The sequence below is a fragment of the Nocardia citri genome (genome assembly GCF_054065835.1).
This window is the reverse complement of the sequence record NZ_JBSUQM010000019.1, coordinates 53,687-78,293: the sequence shown is the minus strand read 5'-3', so window position 1 is coordinate 78,293 and position 24,607 is coordinate 53,687. Positions and strand designations below refer to the sequence as shown.

The window sequence follows — 24,607 nt, the reverse complement described above, 5'->3', positions numbered from 1 at the left end:
GAGGCGGTCGAACGATCCGCGTCGCCTCCGATCACGGGGGTCCGGCCTTGTAGCCCACACCGCGGACGGTCAGCACGATCTCCGGATTCTCGGGATCCTTCTCGACCTTCGCGCGCAGCCGCTGCACGTGCACGTTCACCAGGCGGGTGTCGGCCGCGTGCCGGTAGCCCCAGACCTGCTCGAGCAGTACTTCACGGGTGAAGACCTGGCGCGGTTTGCGAGCCAGCGCGACGAGCAGATCGAACTCCAGCGGCGTAAGCGAGATCTGCGCACCACCGCGGGTCACCTTGTGCGCGGGCACATCGATGACGATATCGGCGATGGAGAGCAGTTCGGCGGGCTCTTCCTCGGTGCGCCGCAGGCGGGCACGCACGCGGGCGACGAGTTCCTTCGGCTTGAAGGGTTTGACGATGTAATCGTCGGCACCGGACTCCAGACCGAGCACGACGTCGACCGTATCGGTCTTCGCCGTGAGCATAACGATCGGAACCCCGGAGTCGGCCCGCAGCACCCGGCACACGTCTATGCCGTTCATGCCCGGCAGCATCAGGTCGAGCAGCACGAGATCGGGACGGATCTCCCGAACCGCCGCGAGCGCCTGCGTGCCGTCGCCGACCACATGCGGGTCGAACCCTTCCCCGCGCAAGACGATCGTCAGCATCTCAGCGAGTGCCATATCGTCGTCGACGACCAGAATCTTCGGCTTCATAAGTACTATGTTGTCATCTCTCGCGCTCGGAACGGGCCGCCACGCCAACACTGGTGCAATCCCGCCGCACATCCAACCTTATCCGGCAACAATTTCGACCAAACGAGTAGCCAGCGTCGCCGGATCGTCACCGGATCGGTATCTCGACCACGGCCCGTACCAGTCCCGTTCGGCCAGCTCACGGTACACCCCACCGGTACGCCGCTGTAGTCCGCCGTCGCGCTCGTAGGCATCGAGGGCGCGGGTGTCGTCGAGTTCGCCACGCAGCCGGGCACGCTCGGCCGCGAGCTCGGTCGGCACGTCAAGCAGCAGCTGCAGCGTCGGCACCGGCAACTCGAACCGGCCGAACTCCAATTCGCCCACCCAGCGAACGATTTCGCCGTCTGCCGACTCATGTAGGCGCGCAGCCGAATACGCGGCATTGGAGGCCACGTAGCGGTCCAGGATCACGATGTCGTTGTCGGCCAACAACTTCGACAGGTCATCGCGTGCCGCGGCCCGATCGAGTGCGAACATCAGCGCCATACCGTGAACCGAATCGGCGAGGTCGCCGTGGGCGCCCCGCAGTGCCTCGGCCGCGAGATCCGCGTGGATGGACCGGTGATAGCGCGGAAACGCAAGCGTCTGCGCGCGCAGGCCCCGCGCGCGCAGGTTCGCGATGACGCTGTCGATCAGCGTCCGCTTCCCGGCGCCGTCGAGGCCCTCGACCGCAATCAACACGACTCCTCCGCCTCCCCGAGCCTTTGCCGGTCGTCGGCGCCTCGACAGTCACGTCGCGGGCCGGCGGGCCGGATCCGAATAAGTTCTGGGCGCACCCGACGAGTTACCCGTGTACTAACGAAATCAGTTGTCACCTGGGCCCGTCGGCCCACTTCGGGCCGACGGGTAACCCTACTAGTAGCGGTAGTGGTCGGGCTTGTACGGACCTTCGACGTCGACGCCGATGTAGTCGGCCTGATCCTTGGTGAGCTTGGTCAGCGTGCCGCCGAGCGCCTCGACGTGAATGCGCGCGACCTTCTCGTCCAGATGCTTGGGCAGCCGGTAGACCTCGTTGTCGTACTCGTCCGGCTTGGTCCACAGTTCGATCTGCGCGATCACCTGATTCGAGAAGCTGTTCGACATCACGAACGACGGATGTCCGGTCGCGTTGCCGAGATTCAGCAGCCGCCCCTCGGACAGCACGATGATGGACTTGCCGGACTCCTGGAAGGTCCACAGGTCGACCTGCGGCTTGATAGTCAATTTCGTTGCGCCGGAACGCTCCAGCGCCGCCATATCGATCTCGTTGTCGAAGTGACCGATATTGCCGAGGATGGCTTGGTCCTTCATCGCCTTCATCTGGTCGAGGGCGATGATGTCCTTGTTGCCGGTCGCGGTGATGACGATATCGGCCTCGCCGATCGCCTGCTCGACGGTGACGACGTCGTAGCCGTCCATCAGCGCCTGCAGTGCGTTGATCGGGTCGATCTCGGTGACCTGCACCCGGGCGCCCTGTCCCGCAAGCGATTCCGCGCAGCCCTTGCCGACGTCGCCGTAGCCGCAGATCAGTACCTTCTTGCCACCGATCAAAACGTCGGTGCCCCGGTTGATTCCGTCGATCAGCGAGTGGCGGGTGCCGTACTTGTTATCGAACTTGGATTTGGTGACCGAGTCGTTGACATTGATCGCCGGGAACACCAGCTCACCCGCCGATGCGAACTGGTAGAGCCGCAGCACACCGGTCGTGGTCTCTTCGGTGACGCCCTGCACCGATGCGGCGATCGCGCCCCACTTGGTCTTGTCGGTTTCGAAGCGCTCGCGCAGCAGATTCAGGAAGACCTTGTACTCGGCCGAGTGGTCCTCGTCCTCCGGCGGCACCAAGCCCGCCTTCTCGAACTGCGCGCCGCGCAGCACGAGCATGGTGGCGTCACCGCCGTCGTCGAGGATCATATTGGCCGGTTCGCCCGGCCAGGTCAGCATCTGTTCGGCGGCCCACCAGTACTCCTGCAGCGTCTCGCCCTTCCAGGCGAAGACCGGGGTGCCCTTGGGCTCATCCACGGTGCCGTGCGGTCCGACGACGACCGCCGCGGCGGCGTGGTCCTGGGTAGAGAAGATATTGCACGAGGCCCAGCGGACCTCGGCACCCAGCGCGATCAGCGTCTCGATCAGCACGGCGGTCTGGATGGTCATATGCAGCGAACCGGAGATGCGCGCACCCTTCAGCGGCAGCACCTCCGCGTACTCACGGCGCAGCGCCATCAGACCGGGCATCTCGTGCTCGGCGAGGCGGATCTCCTTGCGACCGAATTCGGCCAGCGCCAGGTCCGCCACCTTGTATTCGATGCCGTTGCGGATATCGGCGGTCAGGGACGTGCGTGCGGGAAGTTCTGAGGTCGTCATCTGCCTCTATCAGCCTCTCCTGGTTCGTCGGTTCCGGCTCAAGGCTAACCGCTGAGCGCTCCGGCGGATTACGCGGTCACGCCATAGGACGTCAGGATCCGATGCCGCTTCCGCGGCTGGATATTCGCGAGGGTGATGTCGCCGCCGTAATGGGCCAGTAGGCGGTGATCCATGATGTGTCGCCACAGGGGCGGAATGGCCGCGAACACGATCATGGAGAGATAGCCGGCGGGCAGCTGCGGCGCCTGCGTCGAACTGCGCAGGGTCTGGTACCGGCGCCCGGGATTCGCGTGATGATCGCTGTGCCGCTGCAGATGGAACAGGAAGATATTGGTGACCAGATGGTCACTGTTCCAGCTGTCGCGCGGCGAACAGCGCACATACATGCCATTGGGCCGACGGGCCCGCAGCAGACCGTAGTGCTCGATGTAGTTCACCGTCTCCAGCAACATGACACCGATCACCGCCTGCAGCGCCAGATACGGCAGCATGCCCAAGCCGAAGACGGCGAGCAACGTGCCGAACAGTACCGCGCTCATCGCCCACGCCTGCAGGATGTGGTTTTCCACGCTGAACCAGCGCTTGCCCTTGCGGGCGAGCCGCTCGCGCTCGAGCCGGATGGCCGAGCGGTAGCCGCCGGATATGCTGCGCGGCAAGAACTCCCAGAGTGATTCGCCCATCCTGGCGCTGGCGGGGTCCTCCGGTGTCGCAACGCGCACGTGATGGCCCCGGTTGTGCTCGACGAAGAAATGGCCGTATCCGGACTGTGCGAGCGAAATCTTGGCCAACCAGCGCTCCAGCTGTTCGACCCGGTGTCCGAGTTCATGCGCCGCGTTGATGCCGATACCGCTGACGAACCCGAGCGTCGCCGCCAGCCCGAGTTTGTCGAGCACTGTCAGCTCGTCGCCCGCCCACATGGCGGCCGCGACGACCAGGCCGATCAACTGGACCGGCAGGAACAGATAGGTACACCACCGGTAGTACCGATCCTCGGACAGCAGCTCGTAATCCTCGTCGCGCGGATTGGTGCCATCCACACCGACCCCCCAATCCAGCAGGGGGATGACGATCAACACGATGATCGGCCCGATCCACCAGAAGACCGCGGAGCCGGTGCGCAAAACCAACTGCGACGGCAACAATGCGATCGCAGGAGCGATCAGGCCCAGGACCCACAGATGGCGTTTCGGGTCGGGCGACCCCGCCGGTTTGCCAACCGCTTGCACGTTTGCCCCCGCTAGTTGAGTAGCCTGACTCCGACGCATGACAATACATACCGGCCCCATGCTTGTTACACAGCAGCTCGGTGGCAAAAGGTGTCCACCTTTACCTGCGCGCCAGTTGGTTTCCCAGCACGTTCACATGTAGCCAGAATCAAGGCATACACGTCGCGAACGGTCAACTTCCCTGTACTGGAATCACTGCCGCTCGCGCGAGGCTAGCACCGCCTCGACATACGGACTGAACACGGCACTCAATTCGACGGGCGCATTGCGCCCGGGCGCGGGCGGCGTCGGAACGTAGCTCAGCGCGATACGCACCAGAGCCTGTGCCAGCACATCGGATTCGGCGGCCGTCGCCTGTACCCAGCTGTGCTGAAATGCGATGGCCAGCCGTGCGGTCGCATGTTCGACCAGCGGCTCGGCATCAAGGGTGATGAGCCGCAACAGATCCAGCTTCACCGCACCGGCGACCAGCGACTGGACCAGCGGGTCGGCGGCGGCCACCTGGAAGAAGTCGCGTAACCCCGCTTCGAACGCGGCGCGCGCGTCACCGATATTGCCGTCGATCGCGGAGCCGACATGGTCGACCAGAACGTCGGCCAGCCGTAGCGCATAGGACTGCGCCAGCCCGGCGCGCGAACCGAATTCGTTGTACAGGGTCTGTCTGCTGACACCGGCGCGGGCCGCCACATCACCGAGGGTGATCTTGGACCAGTCCCGCTCGGTGAGCAGCTCGCGCATCGAATCCAGGACAGAGGTGCGCAGGAGTTCCCGCGCCGCCTCCTGATAGGGAACCCTCGGCCCGTTGCGCGGCATACCCGCGAGGTTGTCACGGGTGGTTGCCGCAGTCAAAATTCACGACCGTTCGATTTCGACCATGTAGAAGTCGGCCTTGGCGGCGCCGCAGTCCGGGCAGGTCCAGTCGTCCGGGATGTCATCCCAGCGAGTACCCGGCTCGATACCGTCCTCCGGCCAACCCTTCGCCTCGTCGTACTCGAAACCACACTGGATGCATTGAAACAGCTTGTATTCGGGCCCACTCGTCACTTGTCCACCTCTCTCATCGAATCGCTTCGCGATGTTTCACTCATTGGGGAACCCCCATCGGCTCGAAGTCGATCTTCTCGCGGACGCCACAGTCGGGACAGCACCAGTCGTCGGGTATCCTTTCCCACGCCGTGCCCGCCGGAAACCCTTCGTGCGGGGCGCCTTTCAGCTCGTCGTAGACGTAATCGCAGACGGGACATCGAAATCGGCTCATGATCACGCCTCCGACCCGGCCGCACCGTAGCGCGCGATCACCTTGTCCCGCTTGGCCGGATGGATATTCGCGCGGGTGATATCACCGCCGTAGTGCGCGAGCACCCGCTTATCCATCACCCGTCGCCACAGCGGCGGGAAGTAGGCGAGCAGAACCATACTGGCGTAGCCGCTCGGCAGATTCGGCGCACCGTCCCAACTGCGCAGCGTCTGATAGCGGCGGGTCGGGTACGCGTGGTGATCGCTGTGCCGCTGCAGGTGGTACAGGAAGATATTGGTGACGATGTGGTCGCTATTCCAGCTGTGCACCGGGGCGGGCCGCTCGTACCGGCCGGATGCGGTGCGCTGGCGGACCAGACCGTAATGCTCGAGGTAGTTGACCGCCTCCAGCAGGCTGAAGCCGACGATCGCCTGCAGCACCAGATACGGCAGCAGACCGATTCCGAAGACCGCGAGCAGGACCGCGTACAGCGCCACCGACATCAGCCAGGCGCTGAGCACCTCGTTGTGCAGACTCCACGACTTCTTGTCCAGCCGATCCAGCCGGATCTTCTCCAGCCGCCAGGATGAGAGGAAGCTGCCCCACACCGTGCGCGGCCAGAAGGCCCAGAACGACTCACCAACGCGGGAACTCGCGGGATCCTCGGGCGTCGCGACACGCACATGATGGCCACGGTTGTGTTCGATATAGAAATGGCCGTAGAACGACTGGGCCAGGGCGATGCGCGAGAGCCAGCGCTCCAGATCGACCTTCTTGTGGCCGAGTTCGTGTGCGGTATTGATGCCGATGCCACCGATCATGCCGATGGTGATGGCCAGGCCGATCTTGTCGACGATGTGCAGTCCGCCGTCGATGCCGAGCCAGCTCGGATTGTCCGCCGTGATCAAGTAGCACCCCATGATCAGCGTCGCGTACTGGAACGGCAGGTACAGGTAGGTGAGATAGCGGTAGTACTTGTCGTTCTCCAGGTACTCCATCACTTCGTCGGGCGGATTATCGCCGTCCGGGCCGAAGAAGATATCGGCCAGCGGGATCACCACGTAGATCAGCACCGGGCCCAGCCAGAACGGGACTTGGGCCAGCCGGTGCCAGCCGAATTCATTGAATGCCCAGATCAGCGGAAGGCCAATGGTGAAAAGACCGGTCGGCGCGAACAGCCCCCACAGCCACAGGTATCGCTTACGGTCGCGCCAATCGGTCGCGGCGGCCGGTCGACCAGGCGTATGGGCTTGCGTGGACATCGTTGTCTCCTCATCCAAGCGAGATATCACATGTGATGTGCAGTACCACCTACTGTGGACATTAGAGATCAACCTGTCTTCTGTCTAGACAAATCTATCAATTTGTAAAGTATGGCGGAAACGGCAAATCGGACGCTTGTGATGGCGTGGCGTGCCCCGATACGACGATCGCCACGTCATCCCTCGAATGCGGGGTGACGCGGCGATCGTGTGCTTATTCGGTCGGCCGGCGAAGCAGGACGTCGGCGTTGTCGGGCAGCGCGTCGATGGGCCACCAGCGCAGGTCGGTGGACTCGTGACTGCGGATGGGGACCGCACCGGGCGGCGCGACAATCCGGAACAGCAGATCGAGGTGGCGAGTCGGGACACCGAGCGAACAGGTGATCGGATGGGCCTGCGCGCCATAGAGCTCCGGATCCATGCGCAGATCCGTTATGCCGGACTCCTCGGTCGCCTCGCGTAGCGCGGCGTCGGCCACCGTGTCGTCAGCCTCCTCGCAGTGCCCGCCGAGTTGGATCCAACGGCCGACTCGCGGATGCAGCGTCAGCAGCACCTCGCGCTCGTCGTGCGAGAAGACCACGGCCGAGGCCGTGATGTGTCCGGGGGCGTGCTCGCGCAGACACCCGCGCGGCGCGGATCCGAGGAAGGCCAGCATCGCCTCGCGCAGCGAGGCATCGCCCCGCGTCGGCTTCCAGCCCTCGAGCAACCGCGTGGCCGAGGCGTGCAGCGAACTCGCGGTCACAGTTCGACCAGGCCGGGGCCGGGGCCGAAGACCGGACGCGGGGTGAGTTCTTCGAGCGGATGACCGATGGCTATGGCGCCCAAGGGATTCCAGTCATCGGCGAGGCCGAGAACGTCACGGGTGATCTCCGGGGCGAAGATGGTCGAGCCGATCCAACAGCTGCCGATGCCCTCGGTGGCCAGCGCGACGAGCAGGCCCTGGACCGCCGCGCCCACCGCGACGGTGAACATGGTGCGCTCGTTACCGCGCCGCCGCTCGTCCGGATAGTCGTGTGCGCCGTCGGGCACGCAGAACGGAATGATCACCTCGGGTGCGTCGTGCAGGATGCGGCCGCGGGCGACGCGGCGTTGCACCCGCTCCGAATCCAGACCGTCCGCGGTGAGATCGGCCCGCCACTTCTCGGCCATGGCCTCCAGCAGTTGGGCGCGCAGACCGCGCTTGCGGACCCAGACGAATCGCACCGGACGGGTGTGATGTGGCGCGGGCGCGGTGAGCGCCTTCGCCACCGCGGCACGGATGCGGTCGGGATCGACCGGGGTGTCGGCGAATTGACGAATCGAGCGACGCAGCAGCAGCGCCTCGGCCCGCCCCTGCGCGATCGCCTCGGCCGTACCGAGCCAGAACAGGTCGTCGATGCCGCCGCGCAGCAGGTCCGCGGCACACGAGCCGTCGTCGGTGACGGGCACTCCACGCACCACCGCCACCGGGACGCCGCCGAGCTTGCCCTTCACCAGATCCGCGGCCGCGGCCAATTCATCGGCCACCGCCACCTGGGTGACATGCAGTTCATTGCCCTGCCCGTCGACCGCGCCCGCATAGTCGTGCAGCACCCGCAAGCCGGAGGCGCCGATGGCGGTATCGGTCTGCCCGTTGCGCCAGGCCCGGCCCATGGTGTCGGTGATGACCACCGCGATATCCACCCCGAGCCGCTCGGACAGCGCGGTGCGCAATGCTTTCGCGCTGCCATCCGGATCCGACGGCAGCAGGACGAGCTCACCCTGCTCCACATTGGAACCATCCACTCCGGAGGCGGCCTGCACAATGCCGAGCTTGTTCTCGGTGATCAGCGTGCGGCCCTTGCGCGCGAGCACGCGGACCGCCTCCTGTTCCACCAGCACGCGGCGCGCGGTATCGCGCTCCTCGGGATCCAGCGGCACCTCGACAATGCGGCCTTCGACCTTGGCGATGATCTTGCTCGTGACGACCAAGATGTCGCCGTCGACCAACCAGGGCGCGGCGACGGCGAGGTGTTCGGCGAGGTCGTCACCCGGCCGGAATTCCGGCAGACCGGCGATCGGCAGGATCCGCAACTCCCCCGCCGCGTGATCGGCCGGCCCCGTCAACGGCTCTTGCGTGGTCATAGCTGCACCTCGCTGACGCTCGGTTCCGCCATGAATGACGGCGCCGTGCCTTTGGTTCGCTCGCTGCGCTCGCTCACGCCCGCGAGGTCGAGCGCCTCCCGCACCATGTCGGCGGTAGTCGGCGGATCGGTCATCAATAGCGGAACACTGCGCACTTCGACACCGGGCACAGCCGCGGTATCGGTGCTGTGGATCAGCCACCCGTCCAGGATGCCGGTGGCCGAGCGCGCGCCGTAGTGGCGCCCGATCGCCTCGGCGGTGGTTTCCACGCCGATCACCGAAAGGCATTCATCGGCCATACCGCGCAACGGTTTTCCGTCGATCACGCCGGAGATGCCGATCACCTTGGCCTCGGTAGTGCGCAGTGCGCCGCGAATGCCGGGTACTGCGAGGATGGCGCCGATGCTCACCACGGGGTTCGAGGGGGCCAGCAGCACGGCGTCGGCCTCTGCTATGATCTGCGTCACATTTGGCGCCGGTTTGGCGGTATCTGCCCCAATTGTGGCGAATCCGTATGTCTCGATGTCCGCACGATAACGAACCCACCACTCTTGGAAATGGATCGCGCGGCGTTCGCCAGGGTTGTCGGGGTCACTGACAACGACATGTGTTTCGCAACGATCATCGGTAGCCGGGATGAGTTTTACGCCCGGCTGCCACCGGTTGCACAACGCCTCGGTGACCGCGGAGAGCGGGTACCCGGCGCGCAACATTTCGGTCCGAACCAAGTGCGTCGCGATATCGCGATCCCCCAAACCGAACCAATCGGGTTGGGCATGATATTTGGCCAGTTCTTCCTTGGCATGCCAGGTTTCGGCGACCCGGCCCCAACCGCGTTCGGTATCGATTCCACCGCCGAGGGTGTACATGCAGGTATCGAGGTCGGGGCAGATCCGGAGGCCGTGCATCCAGACGTCGTCACCGACATTGACGATGGCGGAAACGTCCGCATCGGGCAGTAGTTCCCGGACGCCTTGAAGGAAGCGCGCGCCACCGACCCCGCCCACCAGGACGGCGATCTTCGGCCCACTTGCGGGTGCGGTGTCCGCTTGTTGTGGAGTCACATCGACACAGCCTATGCGCTGTCGGAGCGGCCACGATTCCGCCCGCATTTGCTGTCTATTTGCTATTCCGCGTTCAAGATCAGCTATGGAAAGCGGTGGCGGATAGTAACGGAATTGCGACGGCGGCTTGACCATCGACACGTTCGGCGTGTCTAATCACAGTCATGTCATTTCGGGTTCGCGCGAGAGTTCAACGCGCGGATAGCTTTTCGAACAAGTGTTCGCACCGGAGTGGCAAGCTCGGGGATGTCCGCGGGACAACATCGCGGGGTAGGGCCGTCGGTGTGCGTGTTGGTCCGACGGAAAGAATCAATCTGCGCTAACACACAGTGAGGAGGCGGAGCGATGGCCAATGAGCTGGCCCCTTCGGGCATGCCGGGCGGCGTATCGCAAACCGATTCCACAGCAGGCGCAGCACGTGGCGTCTGCGCAGAGATCGGCCGGATCGAACCGGATCGAATCGGGCCCGAGATGACCGACGGAGTGACAGCACCCGGGCTGAGCTTGGTCACGGGATTCGACGAGATGTTCGAATCGATCGAGGAGCAGTGGCAGGAACGTGCCCTGTGCGCACAGACCGATCCGGAGGCGTTCTTCCCCGAGAAGGGCGGCTCGACCCGTGAGGCCAAACGGATCTGCATGGGCTGCGAGGTACGCGACGAGTGCCTGGAATACGCACTCGCACACGATGAACGCTTCGGTATCTGGGGTGGCCTCTCCGAACGAGAGCGGCGCCGCCTGAAGCGCGGCATCGGCTAGAGACTTGGGGCCTGCCCCGGAGTTGCCCTTCGAACGCGGCGAGTCGCGATGATTGCGCCGGCATATGGGTAACTCCGGGGGCACGTCCAGAAGTCGATCCGCACCCGACCGTCGGCCGCCGATGCGGCGGATGCGACACCCGGACGGGGCACCGCGGGTCCGGGTAGGCGGATTAGCCTAAGTTTTAGCCATGGCCCGTTCACGTAATCGTCGTCCACCGACCGCACGGTCGGTGATCCGTCGTGGGCGCGGGGTGCGCGGGCCGATGCTCCCGCCGACGGTGCCGGCCTGGCGCACCAGGGGGCAGCAGTTCGACCGGCTGGTCCTCGAAGCCTTCGCACCCCTGGACACCCGGTGGCACGATCGACTCACCAAGCTCGATATCGCGGTCGACGATGTGCCGAAAATCCGTCCGCTGCACCCGGATTCGGTCACCTGGCCGGATGAGGTGGTGGCCGACGGACCGGTGCCGCTCTCGCGTCTCATTCCCGCCGGCGTGGACCGGCACGGGGTGGCTACCCGCGCCCGAGTTGTGTTGTTCCGCAAGCCACTCGAACTGCGTGCCGGCGACCCCGACGATCTCGTCGACCTACTGCGCGAGGTCCTCGTCCAGCAGATCGCCACCTATCTCGGCGTCGATCCGGACATCATCGACCCCGAAGGCGCGTAACGAACACACCGCCGAGCGGCGATGGACTCGCCCGAAATCGCCCGATCCTTAGCGTGTCTGAGCACATCGGACCGTCGAGCGCGTTACTCTCATCGGCGTGATCCCCATGCGTCGTTGCTGCCGACCAGGTTGCAAGAATCCCGCTGTTGCGACGCTCACCTACGTGTACTCCGATTCGACCGCGGTGGTCGGGCCACTGGCGACGGTGGCCGAACCGCATTCCTGGGATCTGTGTGAAACACATGCTTCCCGCATCACCGCACCAAAGGGTTGGGAAATGGTTCGCCACGAAGGCGGATTCTCTTCCAGCACACCGGATGACGATGATCTGACGGCATTGGCCGAGGCGGTCCGCGAGGCCGGCCTGCGCCGCCGTCCCCCGGAGCACGACCAGCGTGGCTATTCCGATTACGTCCCACCCGCACCGCGCGCCACGCGCACCGGTCGGCGCGGACACCTTCGAGTACTTCCGGACCCGCCCAGCTAGCGGTGGGGACGGGACCGTGTCAGGGGCGTCGGCGCGAGCCACTAGGGTGGTCACCATGACAGTGGCCCGCTCTGCCGAATTCGTAAACGCGGTGATCAAGGCTTATGACGTTCGCGGCGTCGTCGGTGAACAGATCGACGCAGAATTCGTCAAGGATGTGGGGGCCGCGTTCGCGCGGTTGATGCGCGCCCAGGGCGCGACCCGCGTGGTCATCGGACACGATATGCGCGAATCCTCCCCAGAACTGGCCACCGCCTTCGCCGACGGTGTACTCGGCCAGGGTCTGGATGTGGTGCACATCGGACTCGCCTCCACCGATCAGCTCTACTTCGCCTCCGGTCACCTCGACTGCCCCGGCGCGATGTTCACCGCAAGCCACAATCCGGCCCGCTACAACGGCATCAAGCTGTGCCGTTCGAAGGCCCTTCCGGTGGGTCAGGACACCGGCCTGGCGACCATCAAGGACGAGGTGATCAACGGGGTACCCGGCTACGACGGCGCGCCGGGCAGCGCCACGAAGATCGATCTGCTCGCCGACTACGCGAAGTTCCTGCGCGGGCTGGTCGATCTCGACAATGTCCGCCCGCTCACCATCGCGGTGGATGCGGGCAACGGCATGGGCGGGCACACCGTACCCGAGGTGCTCGGTACCGTGCCGCAGCTGACTTTGGTACCGCTCTACTTCGAACTGGACGGCTCGTTCCCCAATCACGAAGCCAATCCGCTCGATCCGAAGAATCTGGTCGATCTGCAGGATCTGGTCCGCAAGTCCGGCGCCGATATCGGCTTGGCCTTCGACGGTGACGCCGACCGCTGTTTCGTGGTGGACCAGAACGGCAATCCGATTTCGCCATCGGCGATCACCGCGCTGGTCGCCGAGCGCGAGCTGGCCAAGGAGCCGGGAGCGGTGATCATTCACAACCTGATCACCTCGCGCGCGGTGCCCGAACTCGTGCACGAACTCGGCGGTACCCCGGTGCGCACCCGGGTCGGGCACTCGTTCATCAAGCAGGAGATGGCGGCCACCGGTGCGGTATTCGGCGGTGAGCATTCCGCGCACTACTACTTCCGCGACTTCTGGGGTGCCGATTCCGGCATGCTCGCGGCCCTGCATGTGCTCGCGGCGCTCGGCGAGAAGGACCGGCCGATTTCGGAGCTCATGTCATCGTACGAAACGTATGCGGCGTCCGGAGAGATCAACTCGACAGTGGCGGACGCAAAGGAGCGGACGATGGCTGTAGTGGAAGCATTCGAAGATCGCGCCAAATCGGTGGACCGGTTGGACGGAGTCACCGTCCAGCTCGCCGACGACGCCTGGTTCAATCTGCGCGCGTCGAATACCGAACCGTTGCTGCGGCTGAACGTCGAGGCCAGGTCGACGGAAGAAGTAGACGCACTCGTGACCGAGATTCTGGGCATCGTCCGCTCCTGACTGGGATAGTGGAACCAGGGCGGATGAAATCGCACATCCACGATTCGGCGACGGAGGAAGTAGACGGCCCAGCCCGATACCGAGATTCCGGGCACCGCCGGCTCCTGACTGGGATAGTGGAACCAGGGCGGATGAAATCGCACATCCACGATTCGGCGACGGAGGAAGTAGACGGCCCAGCCCGATACCGAGATTCCGGGCATCGCCGGCTCCTGACTGGGATAGTGGAATCACAGACGTTGGATTCGCCCGACCTGGGCGCCCATGTCGATCCCTCCGAATCGACAGCCCGGGTGGGTGCCGGGCGGGACCGCATACAGCGCGATGAGGGGAGGTGGGACGCCCGATGATCGCTGGAACACCGGTGCTCGACCTCGACGATGCCGCTTCACTCGAGGCGGCCGATGTCGGCGGTGCCCTGCGCTCCGCGGCATCCGGCGGCGCGCAGGTACGCGCGATCGCCGCGGCGGTCGGTGAGGACGCGCTCGCCCGCCTCACGGATCTGCGGCCGCGCAGTGTGGTGTTGGTCTCCGGCGCGGGCCGGGCCGCGCGCGCCGCGAGTCTGATCGTCGCCGCGCTCGGCGACCACGCGGGCCTACCTGTGGTCCCGGTCGCTGCCCTCCCACCCTGGGTCGGTCCGCTGGACGTCGTGCTCGTCGCGGGTGATGACGCGGGCGATCCCCGACTGATCGATGCGGTCGACCGGGCACAGCGCCGGGGCGCCGAAGTTGTGGTCGCGGCTCCGCACGAAGGTCCACTGCGGGCCGCCGCGGCCGGACGTACCTCATTGCTGGAGCCGCGGATTCCGGTCCTGGACCACAATCGGCTGCTGCGCTTTCTCGCGGCCTGTATCGCGGTGCTGCGCATCGTCGATCCGACCCGCTCCGGTGCGCTCGTCCCCGATCTGACCGAGCTGGCCGATGTACTCGATGCCGAGGCCTTGCGCGATGGCCCGCGCAACGAGGTCTTCCACAATCCGGCCAAGATGTTGGCCGCGCGCATGCAGCAACGCGCCATCGTGCTGGCCGGGGACTCCCCCGCCGCCAGCGAACTCGCCGAGCACGGCGCAGAAGTGCTGCTGCAGTCGGCGGGCAAGGTGGCCACCGCCGTGAATCTGGCCGAGGCCGTTGCCGCCAATCCCCGAATGGTCGAGGCCGCAGGCGAATCCGCGCCGAACTTCGATCCGATGTTCCACGACGAGGAACTCGACGGACCCGCGCCAGTGGAGCGCATCCGGGTGTTCGTGCTGAGCGCGGATCTGGATCAGGCCGCGGCGCGTCGTCGGGTTGCCGTCTTCGGCGGCAGCGGATCCGGTCTGGTCGACGCCGATCTGGTGAGTGCCGATGTCGAACTCCTGCACACCTCGCTCACCGATCCCGCCACGCCCATGCCTGCCCGAGTGGATGATTCGGGCGTGCCGATGCCCGGCACCATCGCCCATGCCAGCGAACTCGAACAACTCGCGGTGCTCGCGTTGCGCCTGGAGATGGCCGCCGCCTACCTGCGATTGATCAGCACGCGCGGCAGTGCGACACAGCCCACCGAACAGCTCGACGGGGGACACTACTAGTGCACGAACTCGTTGGTGCGCTGCGTTCCTACGCCTGGGGTTCACGCACCGCACTCGCTCAGTTGTGCGGCCGACCGGTCCCTTCCGCGCATCCGGAAGCGGAACTGTGGTTCGGCGCGCATCCCGCCGATCCGGCGCTGGTCCGCTTGGAGAACAGCACCCGCTCACTGCTGGAATTGGTCGCGGATGATCCGGAGCGCGAACTCGGCCCCGCCGCATCGGAATTCGGTGGGCGGCTGCCGTTCCTGTTGAAGATCCTCGCCGCCGAGGAACCGCTATCGCTACAGGCACATCCGAGTTCCGCGCAGGCGCGGGCCGGATTCGAGCGAGAGAACAACGCGCGGGTGCCGCTGGATTCGCCGATGCGCAACTACCGCGACGAGAACCACAAGCCGGAACTAATTGTGGCGCTGGACCGGTTCGAGGCGCTCGCCGGATTCCGGGATCCACTGCGCACCGTCGAACTGCTGCGCGCACTGGATGTGCCCGGACTACGGTCGTATGCGGAACTGCTTGCTGCCCAACCTGATTCGGCCGGACTGCGGACGCTGTTCACGACCTGGATCACGCTGCCGCAGAATGTCCTCGGCACACTGCTGCCTCAGGTACTCGACGGGTGCGTGCGATATCTCTCGCAGAAGGGCACCCGAGAGTTCACCGCGGAGGCGCGCACCGCACTCGAACTCGCCGAGGCCTATCCGGGTGATGCCGGGGTGCTCGCCGCGCTGCTGCTCAATCGGTTGACGCTGGAACCCGGACAGGGACTGTTCCTCGCGGCGGGCAATCTGCACGCGTATCTACGCGGACTCGGTGTCGAGATCATGGCCAATTCCGACAATGTGCTGCGCGGTGGTCTGACGCCCAAACATGTCGATGTGCCAGAATTGCTGCGGGTCCTGGATTTCGAGCCGATCGATCTGCCGGTCGTGCTACCGGAACCGGCGGGCGGCAGGTCGGTGCGCTATCGGACACCGGCGCCGGAGTTCGCGCTGCGACGGTTGGATCTGATCGCCGGGTCCGGGCTGGTGCCGCTGGCCTCCGCTGGGCCCGGAATCGTGTTGTGCACGGCGGGGACGGTGCGGCTGCTGCAAGGGCTGAGCGAGTTGGTGCTGGAACGCGGTGCGGCGGCGTGGATATCGGCGGCCGACACCGAGATTCGCGCCCAAGCTGTCGACGGCGACGCCCAGTTGTTCTGCGCGTGCGTCGGCGGCGGGCACTGACCTGTCCGACACCAGTCGGCCGCGAACGAACACACAGCGCGGCAGACGCTGCAAATCAGATACAGGAGGACGTACTTTATGTCGGCTGGTGGTGGCAAGAAGGCGATTCTCGCCGCATTGTCGGCGAATGCGGGGATCGCGGCGGCGAAGTTCGTCGGCGCGTTCATCACCGGTTCGGGATCAATGCTGGCCGAGGCGGTGCACTCGGTTGCGGACACCGCCAACCAGGGGCTGCTGCTGCTCGGTCAGCGCCGGGCCGCGCAGGACGCCGATGAACTGCACCCGTTCGGATACGGGCGCAATCGCTACTTCTATTCGTTCATCGTGGCACTGGTGCTGTTCACGCTCGGCTCCGTCTATGCCATCTACGAGGGCATCCATAAGATCCAGGATCCGGAGGAGCTGAGCAATCCGATCGTCGCCATCGTCATCCTGTTCATCGCGATCTGCCTCGAGGGCTACAGCTTCACCACGGCCATGCGGGAATCCATTCCGCTCAAAGGCACTTCGAGCTGGTGGCAGTTCATCCGCAATTCGCGCAGTCCGGAACTGCCGGTGGTGCTGCTCGAGGACACCGGCGCGCTGGTCGGGCTGGTCTTCGCATTCGCCGCGGTTGGGCTGACCATGCTCACCGGTGATCCGGTCTGGGATGGCATCGGCACCCTGGCCATCGGCACACTGCTCGGCGTTATCGCGCTGATCCTGATCGTGGAGATGCAGAGCCTGCTCATCGGTGAGGGCGCGACGCCGCAGGAGGATAGGGCGATCCGCGCCAACCTGGTCGACGGCAAGCGCATCGACCGGGTGATCCACCTCAAGACGCAGTATCTCGGGCCGGAGGAGATCCTGGTCGCGGCCAAGATCTCGATCGTGCCCGATCTGGATATCGCCGATATCGCCGCGGCCATCGATGCTGCGGAGGCCAGGGTACGCGCAGCTGTGCCCGCCGCGCGGGTGATGTATCTGGAACCCGACCTGTACCGGACGCCGCGGGCCGATCCCGCGATTTCCTGATTCAGCGATTCGAGGCGCGCAGCAGATCTTTCGGGTCGGTGCGGATTCCGAAGTCCGTGCGCAGCACATGCCGCGCGGCGTGCATCCCGGCCATACCGTGCACACCCGGACCCGGCGGGGTCGAGGCGGAGCAGAGGTAGACGCCGGGAAGTGGTGTGGCGTAGGGATTCCAGCGCGGGACGGGGCGGAAGGCGAACTGGCGCAGGGTCATCGCGCCCGCGGAGATATCGCCGCCGACATAATTGGCATTGTGCGTCGGCATTTCGGCGCCCGTGACGACATTCTTGGCCAGGATCAGGTCGGTGAAGCCCGGAGCGAAGCGTTCCACCTGGGCGATGACGGCGGCGCTGACATCGCGGGTGGAACCATTCGGGACATGAGCGTAGGTGTAGAGCGTATGGCCGCCCGCCGGTGCCCGCGTCGAATCGACCACGCCCGGCTGGATGGCCAGGACATACGGACGATCCGCGTGTTGTCCTGCGGCGATGGCCTTTTCGACGGCCATTGCCTCGGCGCGAGTGCCGACCAGATGTAGCGTGCCGGCGAGTTCACAGCCGGGCGTCTGCCACGGCACCGGCCCGGACAGCGCAAAGTCGACCTTGCAGGCCGCGCCACCATAGCGGAAGCGGCGCAACCCCTTCGCGTAATGATCCGGTAGCCGGCGCCCCGCCAGGCGCAGCAGTTCGGCGGGCGCGGTATCCAGCACGATCGCACGGGCGCCACCCAATTCGTCGAGCGAGTCGACGCGGTGTCCGGTGACGAGCTTGCCGCCGAGGCGTTCGAATTCGGTGATCAACGCATCCGGAATGGCCTGACTCCCGCCGCGCGGCAGCACCCAGCCTCCGGCGTGCGCGAGTGTCGCCAGCAGCATGCCCGCTCCGGCCGCCGGGATCGCGCGGGGCGGTGTGATCGCATGCGTGGCAACGCCGGTCAGCAGTGCCGGTGCCTTCTGCTCGCGAAATCGCAGGTTCCACAGGGGCGAACCCTGTTCGAGTACCCGTAGGCCGAAGCGCAGTCCGGTCAATAGGTCGGCGGGCGGGCGGCGCAGGTCCGACATCGCGAAATCCACGACCCGCTGGCAATGCCGGACCATCGGCGCGAAGAGCGCACGCCATGCGGCGCCGTCACGGCCGAGACCCGCGGCGGTGCGATCCAGATCGCGCCAAGCCACACCGGCCGCGCCACCGTCGAGCGGATGCGCGTAGGAGACTTCGGGCGCGAGTAGTTCGACACCGTGCGCGGCCAGATCGAACGCGCGAAAGAAGGGCGACGCCAAGGCCATCGGATGCGCACCGGCGCAGACATCGTGTCGATATCCGGGCAGCGTCAGCTCGGCGGTGCGGCTCCCGCCCCCCGCGGCGGCCTGTGCTTCGTACACCTCGACGGAGAGCCCGGCACGAGCCAGGATTACGGCCGCGGCAAGACCGTTGGGACCGGAACCGACCACGGCGACATCGGACATACCTCGATTCTGCCCGGCTGCCCCGGGCTGTGCCGTCACCCGGGCGAGGTATCGGTCACCTGCTCGCTCCCTGATGCGTCCATTGGCCGAGCAGCACTCGGATGCGCTCCTCGCGCAGGTCGTCGACCAGGCGACCGCTGCGATCCAGGGTGGCGATGCCGTGCAGGGTGCTCCAAACCACCTCGGTGCCTGCCTGTACATCGAAATCGCCCGCGAACGGCGCGTATGCGCTCTGGATCTCGCCGAATGCGTCGCGCAGCGCCTGCGGTGCGTCGTTGCCGAAGGTGAGTTCGGTATTGAGGACGAACATCGCGTCGTAGCGGGCCGGGTTCTCGGTTGCGAAGTCCAGGTAGCCGCGCACAATGGCCTCGAGCGCCTCGAGCGGAGTCTTGGCACGAGCCCGCCGCGCGCGCAGCCGTACGGTGAGATCGGCGATGCCTTCTTCGGCGACGGCCGTGACGATCGCCGCCTTGCCCGCGAAGTGGCTGTAGAGCACCGGCTGGCTGTATTCGATCTTCTCAGCGAGGCGGCGCACGGTCACCGCCTCCCAGCCCGACGTTTCAGCGAGCTCGCGGGCGGTGTCGATGATGCGCTTGTGACGTTCGGCGCGTTCGCGTTCTTTGCGGTTCTGAGTCGCCATATCGGAAATTCTAGTATCGCTAGACAAACTAACGGAGCTCTGTTATCGCCGCTCGAAGTCCTAGCAAAGCTAGACGATAGCGCAGAATTTCGAGCACCGCACCGACCCCATGACCATCTCGCAAATCGCCACCGCATGCCGTCGTCGGCGCAACGCCCGATCCCACCGACAGCACGAAGGACCCGCAGATCTGCGGGCCCTTCGTTTTACGGCTACAGCTAGGCCGGAACCAGATCCTTGGCGTCGTCGTGCTGCGGCCGGGGGCCGTGGTCATCGTCGACCATGGTCCGCTCGTCGAAGGGCAGTTTGCGATCGAGAACCGTCTGGACCCGGTCCACATCGACGGTCTTGGTCCAGGTGCCGACCAACATGGTGGCGATGGCATTGCCCGAGAAGTTCGTCACCGCACGGGCTTCCGACATGAAGCGGTCGATGCCGACGATGAGGCCGACGCCGTCGAGCAACTCGGGACGATGGCTCTGCAATCCGCCCGCGAGTGTGGCCAGACCGGCACCGGTGACACCGGCCGCGCCCTTGGAGGCGACGATCATGAACAGCAGCAGGCCGACCTGTTCCCCGATGTTGAGCGGTTTGCCCATCGCATCGGCGATGAATAGCGACGCCATGGTCAGGTAGATGGCGGTGCCGTCCAGGTTGAACGAATATCCGGTCGGCACAACGACACCGACGGTGGTTCGCTCGACGCCGAGGTGCTCCATCTTGGCAATCAGCCGCGGCAGTGCGGACTCCGAGGAGGAGGTGCCGAGGATCAGCAGATACTCCCGCGCCAGGTAGCGGACCAGCTTGAACACCGACACCCGGGATACCGCCCACAGCAGCACACCGAGCACACCGAAGATGAAGACCAGACAGGTCAGGTAGAACGCGACCATCAGCAGCGCCAGCTGCTTGACCGCATCGAGTCCGGTCTTGCCGACCACATTCGCGATCGCGCCGAACGCACCGATCGGCGCCAACCACAGGATCATCGACAGAATCCGGAACACCAGCTTCTGCAGCGATGCGACACCACGCAGGATCGGCTCGCCGGCCCTACCCATGGCCTGCAGCGCGAAGCCGACGAGGAGCGCGATGAACAGTGCCTGCAACACACTCCCGGTGGTCAGCGAGGACACCACTGTGGTGGGGATGATGCTCTGGATGAAGTCCCAAGTGCCACCCGCGGCATGGGCCTGATCGGCCAGTTTCGCGCCTTGCTTGGCAGTCTTGGCGATATTCATGCCCGAGCCCGGCTCGAGCAGGTTGCCGACGACCAAGCCGATGCCGAGCGCGACCGTCGACATGACCATGAAGTACCCGATCGCGAGTCCGCCCACCTTGCCGACATTGGCGGCCGAGCGCACCGAGCCGATACCGAGCACGATCGTGCAGAAGATGACCGGCGCGATCATCATCTTGATCAAATTCACGAACATGGTGCCCAACGGGGCGAGGTCCTGACCGAAGTCGGGCGCCCGCCAGCCGACCAGAATTCCGGCGATAACGGCGACGATAACGGCCAGATAAAGCCAGTGGGTTCGGTCGCGAGGCACCGGCCGCTGTGGTGTTTTGTCGAGATCGGTTGTTCGATCGCTGCTATCGCTCATGGTGGGTGAAGTCCCCTTCAAATGGTACCGGCGTGATGTGGCGCACGCCCTCACGGCACAATATTGGCTGCTACAGGTGATGGCAGTCACGATTTGGTGCATTTCGTTCAAGTTAACGCGAGGGATAGAAAGTGTTACGCGGTGAGAAAAACCGGGGACGCGGTCGGCTATCGCTGGCTGGTCAGGCCTTCGTGCTCCAACTGGTGGTGCTCGGGCTGGTCATCGGAATCGGAGCAGTACTCGCCGTGCTGGACGCCAGGCATGACAGCGATGTCACCACCACCCGCGAGGTCACCGATGTCGCGGTGACCGTGGCAGATGCGCCGTCCACCGTCGCGGCGCTCCACACTCCCGATCCCACCGCCCTGCTGCAACCGATGACCGAACAGACCCGCAAGGCCACCGGAATGGACTTCATCGTGGTGATGACGCCGGATCGGACCCGATACACCCACACCACACCCGCGCTCATCGGGCAACCATTCAGCGGCAATATCGATCGAGCGCTGGCCGGGGAGACATTCACCGAGACGTACGCCGGAACGCTCGGTCCCTCGATTCGGTCGGTCACGCCGGTCTATGACGACGGGCGCATCATCGCATTGGTGTCGGCGGGTGTGACCCGGGCACGGATCGGCGATCAGGTCGGTGCGCAGCTGCCGTTGATTCTCGGCGTGGCCGCGGCGGGCCTGGCGGTCGCCGCCGCGGGTTCGTTCCTGCTGAGTCGCCGGATCCGGCGGCAGACACATGGCCTCGCCCCCGATGAACTGCGCACGATGTACGAACAGCACGATGCGGTACTGCATTCGATCCACGAGGGGCTGGTGGTGTTCGGGCCGAACGGGGTGGGTGCGGAGGTGGTCAACGACGAGGCGCGCAGGTTACTCGATCTGCCCGACGGGCCTGTCGTGCGTTCGGATCTGCCGATCTCGATGCAGCGGATGAGCTGGGGGATGGTTCGCGACGAGATGCATGTGACCAAGGATCGGATCCTGCTGGTCAATCAGGATGTTGTCACCTGGGAGCGAAGACCGATCGGCACCGTGATCACCATTCGCGACCACACCGAATTGCGCACCGTGATGGGTGAACTCGATTCGGTACGCGGTTTCGCGGACTCGTTGCGGGCGCAGGCGCACGAATCGGCCAACCGGCTGCACACCGTGATCACCATGGTGGAGTTGGGGCGCTATCGGGAGGCGGTGGAGTTCGCGACCGCGGAACTCCAACTGTCCCAAGCTCTTATCGATCGGCTGCTCACCTCGGTCGGCGATCCAGCGCTTGCGGCACTGCTGCTCGGCAAGGTGAACCAGGCCGCCGAGCGCGGTATCGAGTTGACGATCACCGAGGATACGGCCCTCGATTCGACCGCGCCGCTCTCGGCGCAGGAGACGGTTACGCTGGTCGGCAATCTGATCGACAATGCCATCGACGCCGCTGTCGACGGTGCCGTCGGCTGGGTGGAAGTGACTGTGCGTCAACAGGATTCGTCGATCCTGAGCGATCCCGCGCCGGCACCGGATCCGGCGCCGGCCATCGAGTTGGCGGCGGCGTTCGATTCGGTGCGATCGGTGAACGGTTCGGCACTGTATATCCGTGTCGCCGACAGCGGGCCCGGTATGTCGGCGGAAACCTTCGCCCGCGCCGCCGAACGCGGCTACTCCACCAAGGCCGACCATCAGGGCCTCGGACTGGCACTGGTCCATCGGCTCGTCGGGCGCCACGGCGGCGTGATCGGCACCGACCGCGATCCGGAAAGTGCTGTCACCGTGACGATCCCACGGAAGGATGCGCGATGATCCGAGTATTGATCGTCGAGGACGAGCCATTGATCGCCGAGGCGCACCGCGCCTATGTCGAACGGATTCCGGGTTTCACCACGGTCGCCGTCGCGCACACCGGCCGCGAGGCCATGCGCGCCGCCGCCGATGCCGCCGCCGAGAATGCGCCGATCGACCTGGTACTCATGGATATCGGACTGCCCGATGCCAGCGGCCTGGATGTAGCCGCAGCCCTGACCGGCCTGGCACCCCGTCCCGATGTCATCGCCATCACCTCGGCACGCGACCTCGCCATGGTACGCACCGCCGTCTCCCACGGCGTGGTCCTGTATCTCCTGAAACCGTTCACCTTCGCCGCATTCCGCGACAAACTCGAACGCTACCGCGAATTCCGCACCGCCCTACCCGCGGGCGAAACCGCCGTCTCCCAACAGGACATCGACCGCGCCCTCAGCGCGCTGCGCACCTCCGACCAACGCGCCACCGCCCCCAAAGGCGTTGCCCCCCAAACCCTGGACGAAATCTCCCGCACCGTCCGCGACGCCCCTGGCGGACTGACCGCCGCCGACACCGCCAGCACCGTCGGCGTTTCCCGCATCACCGCCTGGCGCTACCTGGAAAAACTCGCCAATGACGGCCTGGTAGACCGCAAATCCGACTACGGCCGGGCCGGCCGCCCCAAAACCCGCTACATCTGGAAATTCCGCCCCGAATAAACACTGACCATCGAACCCCTTGCCATTCCCGGTCGGCTCGGACCGAAATCGAGGCGGGCCACGGGTTATGTCGGGCGGGGTTTGGGGGTGGTGCGGAGGTGAGCGCGTTCGCCTTGTTTGCCGAAGAGGCTCAGGAATTCGACCGGTTCGGGGCCGGCGGTGCCGAACCAGTGGGGGATGCGGGTATCGAATTCGGCGGCTTCGCCAGGGGTGAGGACTACGTCGTGGTCGCCGAGGATGAGGCGCAGCCGGCCGTTGAGGACGTAGAGCCATTCGTAGCCCTCGTGGGTTCGGGGGTCGGGCTCGCTGCGGATGTTCGGGGGGATGACCAGTTTGTAGGCCTGGATGCCACCGGCTCGGCGGGTCAGGGGCAAATAGGTCATGCCGTGGCGGGTGGTGGGGCGCAGGTGGATGCGCGGGTCGCCGGTGGGTGGGGCGTCGACCAGTTCGTCGAGGGTGACGCCGTGTGCCTTGGCCAGCGGCAGTAGCAGTTCGAGGGTTGGGCGGCGGGCGCCGGATTCCAGGCGCGACAGCGTGCTCGCGGAGATGCCGGTTTCGGTCGACAGGTCGGCCAGTGTGGTTTCGCGCTGGCGGCGCAGCGCGCGTAACCGAGGTCCGACCGCGTCGAGGGCTCGGCCGAGGTCGTCGTTCACAATCGCCAGCTTGCCATATCGGCAATATTGTTTGCCATTATCGCACACTGGCCCGCATGGTTTTCCGGAGGAGGTGCACCAAGCACTGCTGTTCCGTCAGCTCACCGACGATGTCACTTCCCACACCGTGCCACCGAGCGCCGAACAGTCCGAGGAGTTGACCGCCCGCGGTATTCGCATACTGGACGGCGAGGTGACGGCGCTGGAAATCGTCGACGATCGCCTCGCGGGAGTGCGGTTGAGCGACGGCACCGTCGTGCCCCGCGAGGTCGCGACCGTCAGCTCGCGGATGGTCGCCCGCGCCGACTTCCTCGCGACGCTCGGACTGCGGCCAACCGAACATCCCGCCGGTGTCGGCGAATACATCCGCACCGATGCCACCGGCCGCACCGATATTCCCGGTGTCTGGGCCGCGGGCAATGTCACCGACCTGATGGCCCAGGTAGGCGCGGCCGCAGCGGCAGGGGCGGCCGCCGGGGCACAGATCAACGCCGATTTGGTTGCCGAGCAGACCCGCCGAGCCGTTGCCGCCTACCGCGAACCGCGCTCGCCCGAAACCGAAGCGCAGCTGTGCGAGGCGGTGATGGGCAACCGTCGGCACGGCAGGTAATCCGGC

General features: G+C 65.6%; 25 protein-coding genes. 10 read left to right on the top strand and 15 right to left on the bottom strand.

Features of this window, described 5'->3' with window-relative positions:
- Positions 1–31 precede the first annotated feature (31 nt).
- From mtrA to cofD, 11 genes are all read right to left on the bottom strand, one after another.
- A complete protein-coding gene (gene mtrA, locus ACW2Q0_RS22905) occupies positions 32–709 on the bottom strand; it encodes an MtrAB system response regulator MtrA (protein ID WP_062984230.1) in 678 nt (225 codons plus the stop codon).
- A gap of 78 nt (positions 710–787) precedes the next feature.
- Complete coding sequence (locus tag ACW2Q0_RS22900; RefSeq protein WP_457192939.1) at positions 788–1,429, bottom strand: dTMP kinase; 642 nt, start codon at positions 1,427–1,429, stop codon at positions 788–790.
- A gap of 174 nt (positions 1,430–1,603) precedes the next feature.
- Positions 1,604–3,088, bottom strand: a complete 1,485-nt coding sequence (gene ahcY, locus ACW2Q0_RS22895; RefSeq protein WP_457192938.1) for an adenosylhomocysteinase — start codon at positions 3,086–3,088, stop codon at positions 1,604–1,606.
- Between the two features lie 68 nt (positions 3,089–3,156).
- The gene (locus ACW2Q0_RS22890) at positions 3,157–4,314 is read right to left on the bottom strand and encodes an alkane 1-monooxygenase (RefSeq protein ID WP_457192937.1); all 1,158 of its coding nucleotides are present in this window, start codon (positions 4,312–4,314) and stop codon (positions 3,157–3,159) included.
- 192 nt (positions 4,315–4,506) lie between these two features.
- On the bottom strand, positions 4,507–5,127 hold the full coding sequence (locus ACW2Q0_RS22885; RefSeq protein WP_457192973.1) for a TetR family transcriptional regulator: 621 nt from the start codon (positions 5,125–5,127) through the stop codon (positions 4,507–4,509).
- Between the two features lie 39 nt (positions 5,128–5,166).
- Positions 5,167–5,358: a rubredoxin gene (locus ACW2Q0_RS22880; RefSeq protein WP_457192936.1), complete on the bottom strand. Its 192-nt coding sequence runs from the start codon at positions 5,356–5,358 to the stop codon at positions 5,167–5,169.
- A gap of 40 nt (positions 5,359–5,398) precedes the next feature.
- Positions 5,399–5,572 carry a rubredoxin gene (locus ACW2Q0_RS22875; protein WP_457192935.1) on the bottom strand — a complete coding sequence of 58 codons (174 nt, stop codon included), beginning with the start codon at positions 5,570–5,572 and terminating at the stop codon, positions 5,399–5,401.
- A gap of 2 nt (positions 5,573–5,574) precedes the next feature.
- Positions 5,575–6,813 carry an alkane 1-monooxygenase gene (locus ACW2Q0_RS22870; RefSeq protein WP_457192934.1) on the bottom strand — a complete coding sequence of 413 codons (1,239 nt, stop codon included), beginning with the start codon at positions 6,811–6,813 and terminating at the stop codon, positions 5,575–5,577.
- A gap of 214 nt (positions 6,814–7,027) precedes the next feature.
- Entirely contained in the window at positions 7,028–7,555 is a 528-nt protein-coding gene (locus ACW2Q0_RS22865) for an NUDIX hydrolase (RefSeq protein WP_457192933.1), read from the bottom strand.
- Positions 7,552–8,916 (bottom strand): coenzyme F420-0:L-glutamate ligase, encoded by a 1,365-nt coding sequence (locus ACW2Q0_RS22860; protein WP_457192932.1) that lies wholly within the window; start codon positions 8,914–8,916, stop codon positions 7,552–7,554. Before ACW2Q0_RS22860 ends, ACW2Q0_RS22865 begins: the two co-directional genes overlap by 4 nt.
- Positions 8,913–9,980 carry a 2-phospho-L-lactate transferase gene (cofD, locus tag ACW2Q0_RS22855; RefSeq protein WP_457192931.1) on the bottom strand — a complete coding sequence of 356 codons (1,068 nt, stop codon included), beginning with the start codon at positions 9,978–9,980 and terminating at the stop codon, positions 8,913–8,915. Before cofD ends, ACW2Q0_RS22860 begins: the two co-directional genes overlap by 4 nt.
- A gap of 525 nt (positions 9,981–10,505) precedes the next feature.
- Here cofD and ACW2Q0_RS22850 point away from each other — a divergent pair.
- The 7 genes from ACW2Q0_RS22850 (at position 10,506) to ACW2Q0_RS22820 (ending at position 17,132) form a co-directional block, all read left to right on the top strand.
- Positions 10,506–10,739: a WhiB family transcriptional regulator gene (locus ACW2Q0_RS22850; protein WP_029901515.1), complete on the top strand. Its 234-nt coding sequence runs from the start codon at positions 10,506–10,508 to the stop codon at positions 10,737–10,739.
- Positions 10,740–10,929: 190 nt separating this feature from the next.
- Positions 10,930–11,409: a metallopeptidase family protein gene (locus ACW2Q0_RS22845; RefSeq protein WP_169338101.1), complete on the top strand. Its 480-nt coding sequence runs from the start codon at positions 10,930–10,932 to the stop codon at positions 11,407–11,409.
- A gap of 106 nt (positions 11,410–11,515) precedes the next feature.
- Positions 11,516–11,896 carry a DUF3499 domain-containing protein gene (locus ACW2Q0_RS22840; RefSeq protein WP_457192972.1) on the top strand — a complete coding sequence of 127 codons (381 nt, stop codon included), beginning with the start codon at positions 11,516–11,518 and terminating at the stop codon, positions 11,894–11,896.
- Between the two features lie 61 nt (positions 11,897–11,957).
- Complete coding sequence (locus ACW2Q0_RS22835) at positions 11,958–13,328, top strand: phosphomannomutase/phosphoglucomutase (protein WP_457192971.1); 1,371 nt, start codon at positions 11,958–11,960, stop codon at positions 13,326–13,328.
- A 346-nt stretch (positions 13,329–13,674) separates the two neighbouring features.
- Positions 13,675–14,898: a tobH protein gene (locus ACW2Q0_RS22830; RefSeq protein WP_457192930.1), complete on the top strand. Its 1,224-nt coding sequence runs from the start codon at positions 13,675–13,677 to the stop codon at positions 14,896–14,898.
- A complete protein-coding gene (gene manA, locus ACW2Q0_RS22825; RefSeq protein ID WP_457192929.1) occupies positions 14,898–16,118 on the top strand; it encodes a mannose-6-phosphate isomerase, class I in 1,221 nt (406 codons plus the stop codon). Before ACW2Q0_RS22830 ends, manA begins: the two co-directional genes overlap by 1 nt.
- Before the next feature lie 78 nt (positions 16,119–16,196).
- On the top strand, positions 16,197–17,132 hold the full coding sequence (locus ACW2Q0_RS22820) for a cation diffusion facilitator family transporter (RefSeq protein ID WP_457192928.1): 936 nt from the start codon (positions 16,197–16,199) through the stop codon (positions 17,130–17,132).
- Between the two features lies 1 nt (position 17,133).
- Here ACW2Q0_RS22820 and ACW2Q0_RS22815 read toward each other — a convergent pair whose 3' ends face one another.
- The 3 genes from ACW2Q0_RS22815 to ACW2Q0_RS22805 all read right to left on the bottom strand — a co-directional run bounded on the left by ACW2Q0_RS22815 (position 17,134) and on the right by ACW2Q0_RS22805 (position 20,841).
- Positions 17,134–18,594: a phytoene desaturase family protein gene (locus ACW2Q0_RS22815; protein WP_457192927.1), complete on the bottom strand. Its 1,461-nt coding sequence runs from the start codon at positions 18,592–18,594 to the stop codon at positions 17,134–17,136.
- Positions 18,595–18,649: 55 nt separating this feature from the next.
- Positions 18,650–19,234 (bottom strand): TetR/AcrR family transcriptional regulator, encoded by a 585-nt coding sequence (locus ACW2Q0_RS22810; protein WP_457192926.1) that lies wholly within the window; start codon positions 19,232–19,234, stop codon positions 18,650–18,652.
- Between the two features lie 218 nt (positions 19,235–19,452).
- Positions 19,453–20,841, bottom strand: coding sequence for a cation:dicarboxylate symporter family transporter (locus ACW2Q0_RS22805; RefSeq protein ID WP_457192925.1), 1,389 nt, complete (start codon positions 20,839–20,841; stop codon positions 19,453–19,455).
- Positions 20,842–20,972: 131 nt separating this feature from the next.
- Between ACW2Q0_RS22805 and ACW2Q0_RS22800 the strand changes: the two genes are divergently transcribed.
- Both ACW2Q0_RS22800 and ACW2Q0_RS22795 read left to right on the top strand, forming a co-directional pair.
- Positions 20,973–22,640, top strand: a complete 1,668-nt coding sequence (locus tag ACW2Q0_RS22800) for a sensor histidine kinase (protein ID WP_457192924.1) — start codon at positions 20,973–20,975, stop codon at positions 22,638–22,640.
- The gene (locus tag ACW2Q0_RS22795) at positions 22,637–23,338 is read left to right on the top strand and encodes a response regulator (protein ID WP_457192923.1); all 702 of its coding nucleotides are present in this window, start codon (positions 22,637–22,639) and stop codon (positions 23,336–23,338) included. The genes ACW2Q0_RS22800 and ACW2Q0_RS22795 overlap by 4 nt, the downstream gene beginning before the upstream one ends.
- 65 nt (positions 23,339–23,403) lie before the next feature.
- On the opposite strand, the gene ACW2Q0_RS22790 is transcribed toward ACW2Q0_RS22795, so the two are convergent.
- The gene (locus ACW2Q0_RS22790) at positions 23,404–24,000 is read right to left on the bottom strand and encodes a helix-turn-helix domain-containing protein (RefSeq protein ID WP_457192970.1); all 597 of its coding nucleotides are present in this window, start codon (positions 23,998–24,000) and stop codon (positions 23,404–23,406) included.
- Between the two features lie 64 nt (positions 24,001–24,064).
- On the opposite strand from ACW2Q0_RS22790, the gene ACW2Q0_RS22785 reads away from it, so the two are divergent.
- Positions 24,065–24,601: an FAD-dependent oxidoreductase gene (locus ACW2Q0_RS22785; protein WP_457192922.1), complete on the top strand. Its 537-nt coding sequence runs from the start codon at positions 24,065–24,067 to the stop codon at positions 24,599–24,601.
- Positions 24,602–24,607: the final 6 nt, after the last annotated feature.

What these genes read in the sequence shown, in the direction of transcription:
- ACW2Q0_RS22830 (WP_457192930.1), top strand. Translation starts at nt 13,675, where the DNA reads ATGATCGCTGGAACACCGGTGCTCGACCTCGACGATGCCGCTTCACTC.
- ACW2Q0_RS22805 (WP_457192925.1), bottom strand. Translation starts at nt 20,841, where the DNA reads ATGAGCGATAGCAGCGATCGAACAACCGATCTCGACAAAACACCACAG.
- ACW2Q0_RS22820 (WP_457192928.1), top strand. Translation starts at nt 16,197, where the DNA reads ATGTCGGCTGGTGGTGGCAAGAAGGCGATTCTCGCCGCATTGTCGGCG.
- ACW2Q0_RS22870 (WP_457192934.1), bottom strand. Translation starts at nt 6,813, where the DNA reads ATGTCCACGCAAGCCCATACGCCTGGTCGACCGGCCGCCGCGACCGAT.
- mtrA (WP_062984230.1), bottom strand. Translation starts at nt 709, where the DNA reads ATGAAGCCGAAGATTCTGGTCGTCGACGACGATATGGCACTCGCTGAG.
- ACW2Q0_RS22810 (WP_457192926.1), bottom strand. Translation starts at nt 19,234, where the DNA reads ATGGCGACTCAGAACCGCAAAGAACGCGAACGCGCCGAACGTCACAAG.
- ACW2Q0_RS22885 (WP_457192973.1), bottom strand. Translation starts at nt 5,127, where the DNA reads ATGCCGCGCAACGGGCCGAGGGTTCCCTATCAGGAGGCGGCGCGGGAA.
- ACW2Q0_RS22845 (WP_169338101.1), top strand. Translation starts at nt 10,930, where the DNA reads ATGGCCCGTTCACGTAATCGTCGTCCACCGACCGCACGGTCGGTGATC.
- ACW2Q0_RS22850 (WP_029901515.1), top strand. Translation starts at nt 10,506, where the DNA reads ATGTTCGAATCGATCGAGGAGCAGTGGCAGGAACGTGCCCTGTGCGCA.
- ACW2Q0_RS22815 (WP_457192927.1), bottom strand. Translation starts at nt 18,594, where the DNA reads ATGTCCGATGTCGCCGTGGTCGGTTCCGGTCCCAACGGTCTTGCCGCG.
- ACW2Q0_RS22860 (WP_457192932.1), bottom strand. Translation starts at nt 8,916, where the DNA reads ATGACCACGCAAGAGCCGTTGACGGGGCCGGCCGATCACGCGGCGGGG.
- ACW2Q0_RS22875 (WP_457192935.1), bottom strand. Translation starts at nt 5,572, where the DNA reads ATGAGCCGATTTCGATGTCCCGTCTGCGATTACGTCTACGACGAGCTG.
- ahcY (WP_457192938.1), bottom strand. Translation starts at nt 3,088, where the DNA reads ATGACGACCTCAGAACTTCCCGCACGCACGTCCCTGACCGCCGATATC.
- ACW2Q0_RS22840 (WP_457192972.1), top strand. Translation starts at nt 11,516, where the DNA reads ATGCGTCGTTGCTGCCGACCAGGTTGCAAGAATCCCGCTGTTGCGACG.
- ACW2Q0_RS22795 (WP_457192923.1), top strand. Translation starts at nt 22,637, where the DNA reads ATGATCCGAGTATTGATCGTCGAGGACGAGCCATTGATCGCCGAGGCG.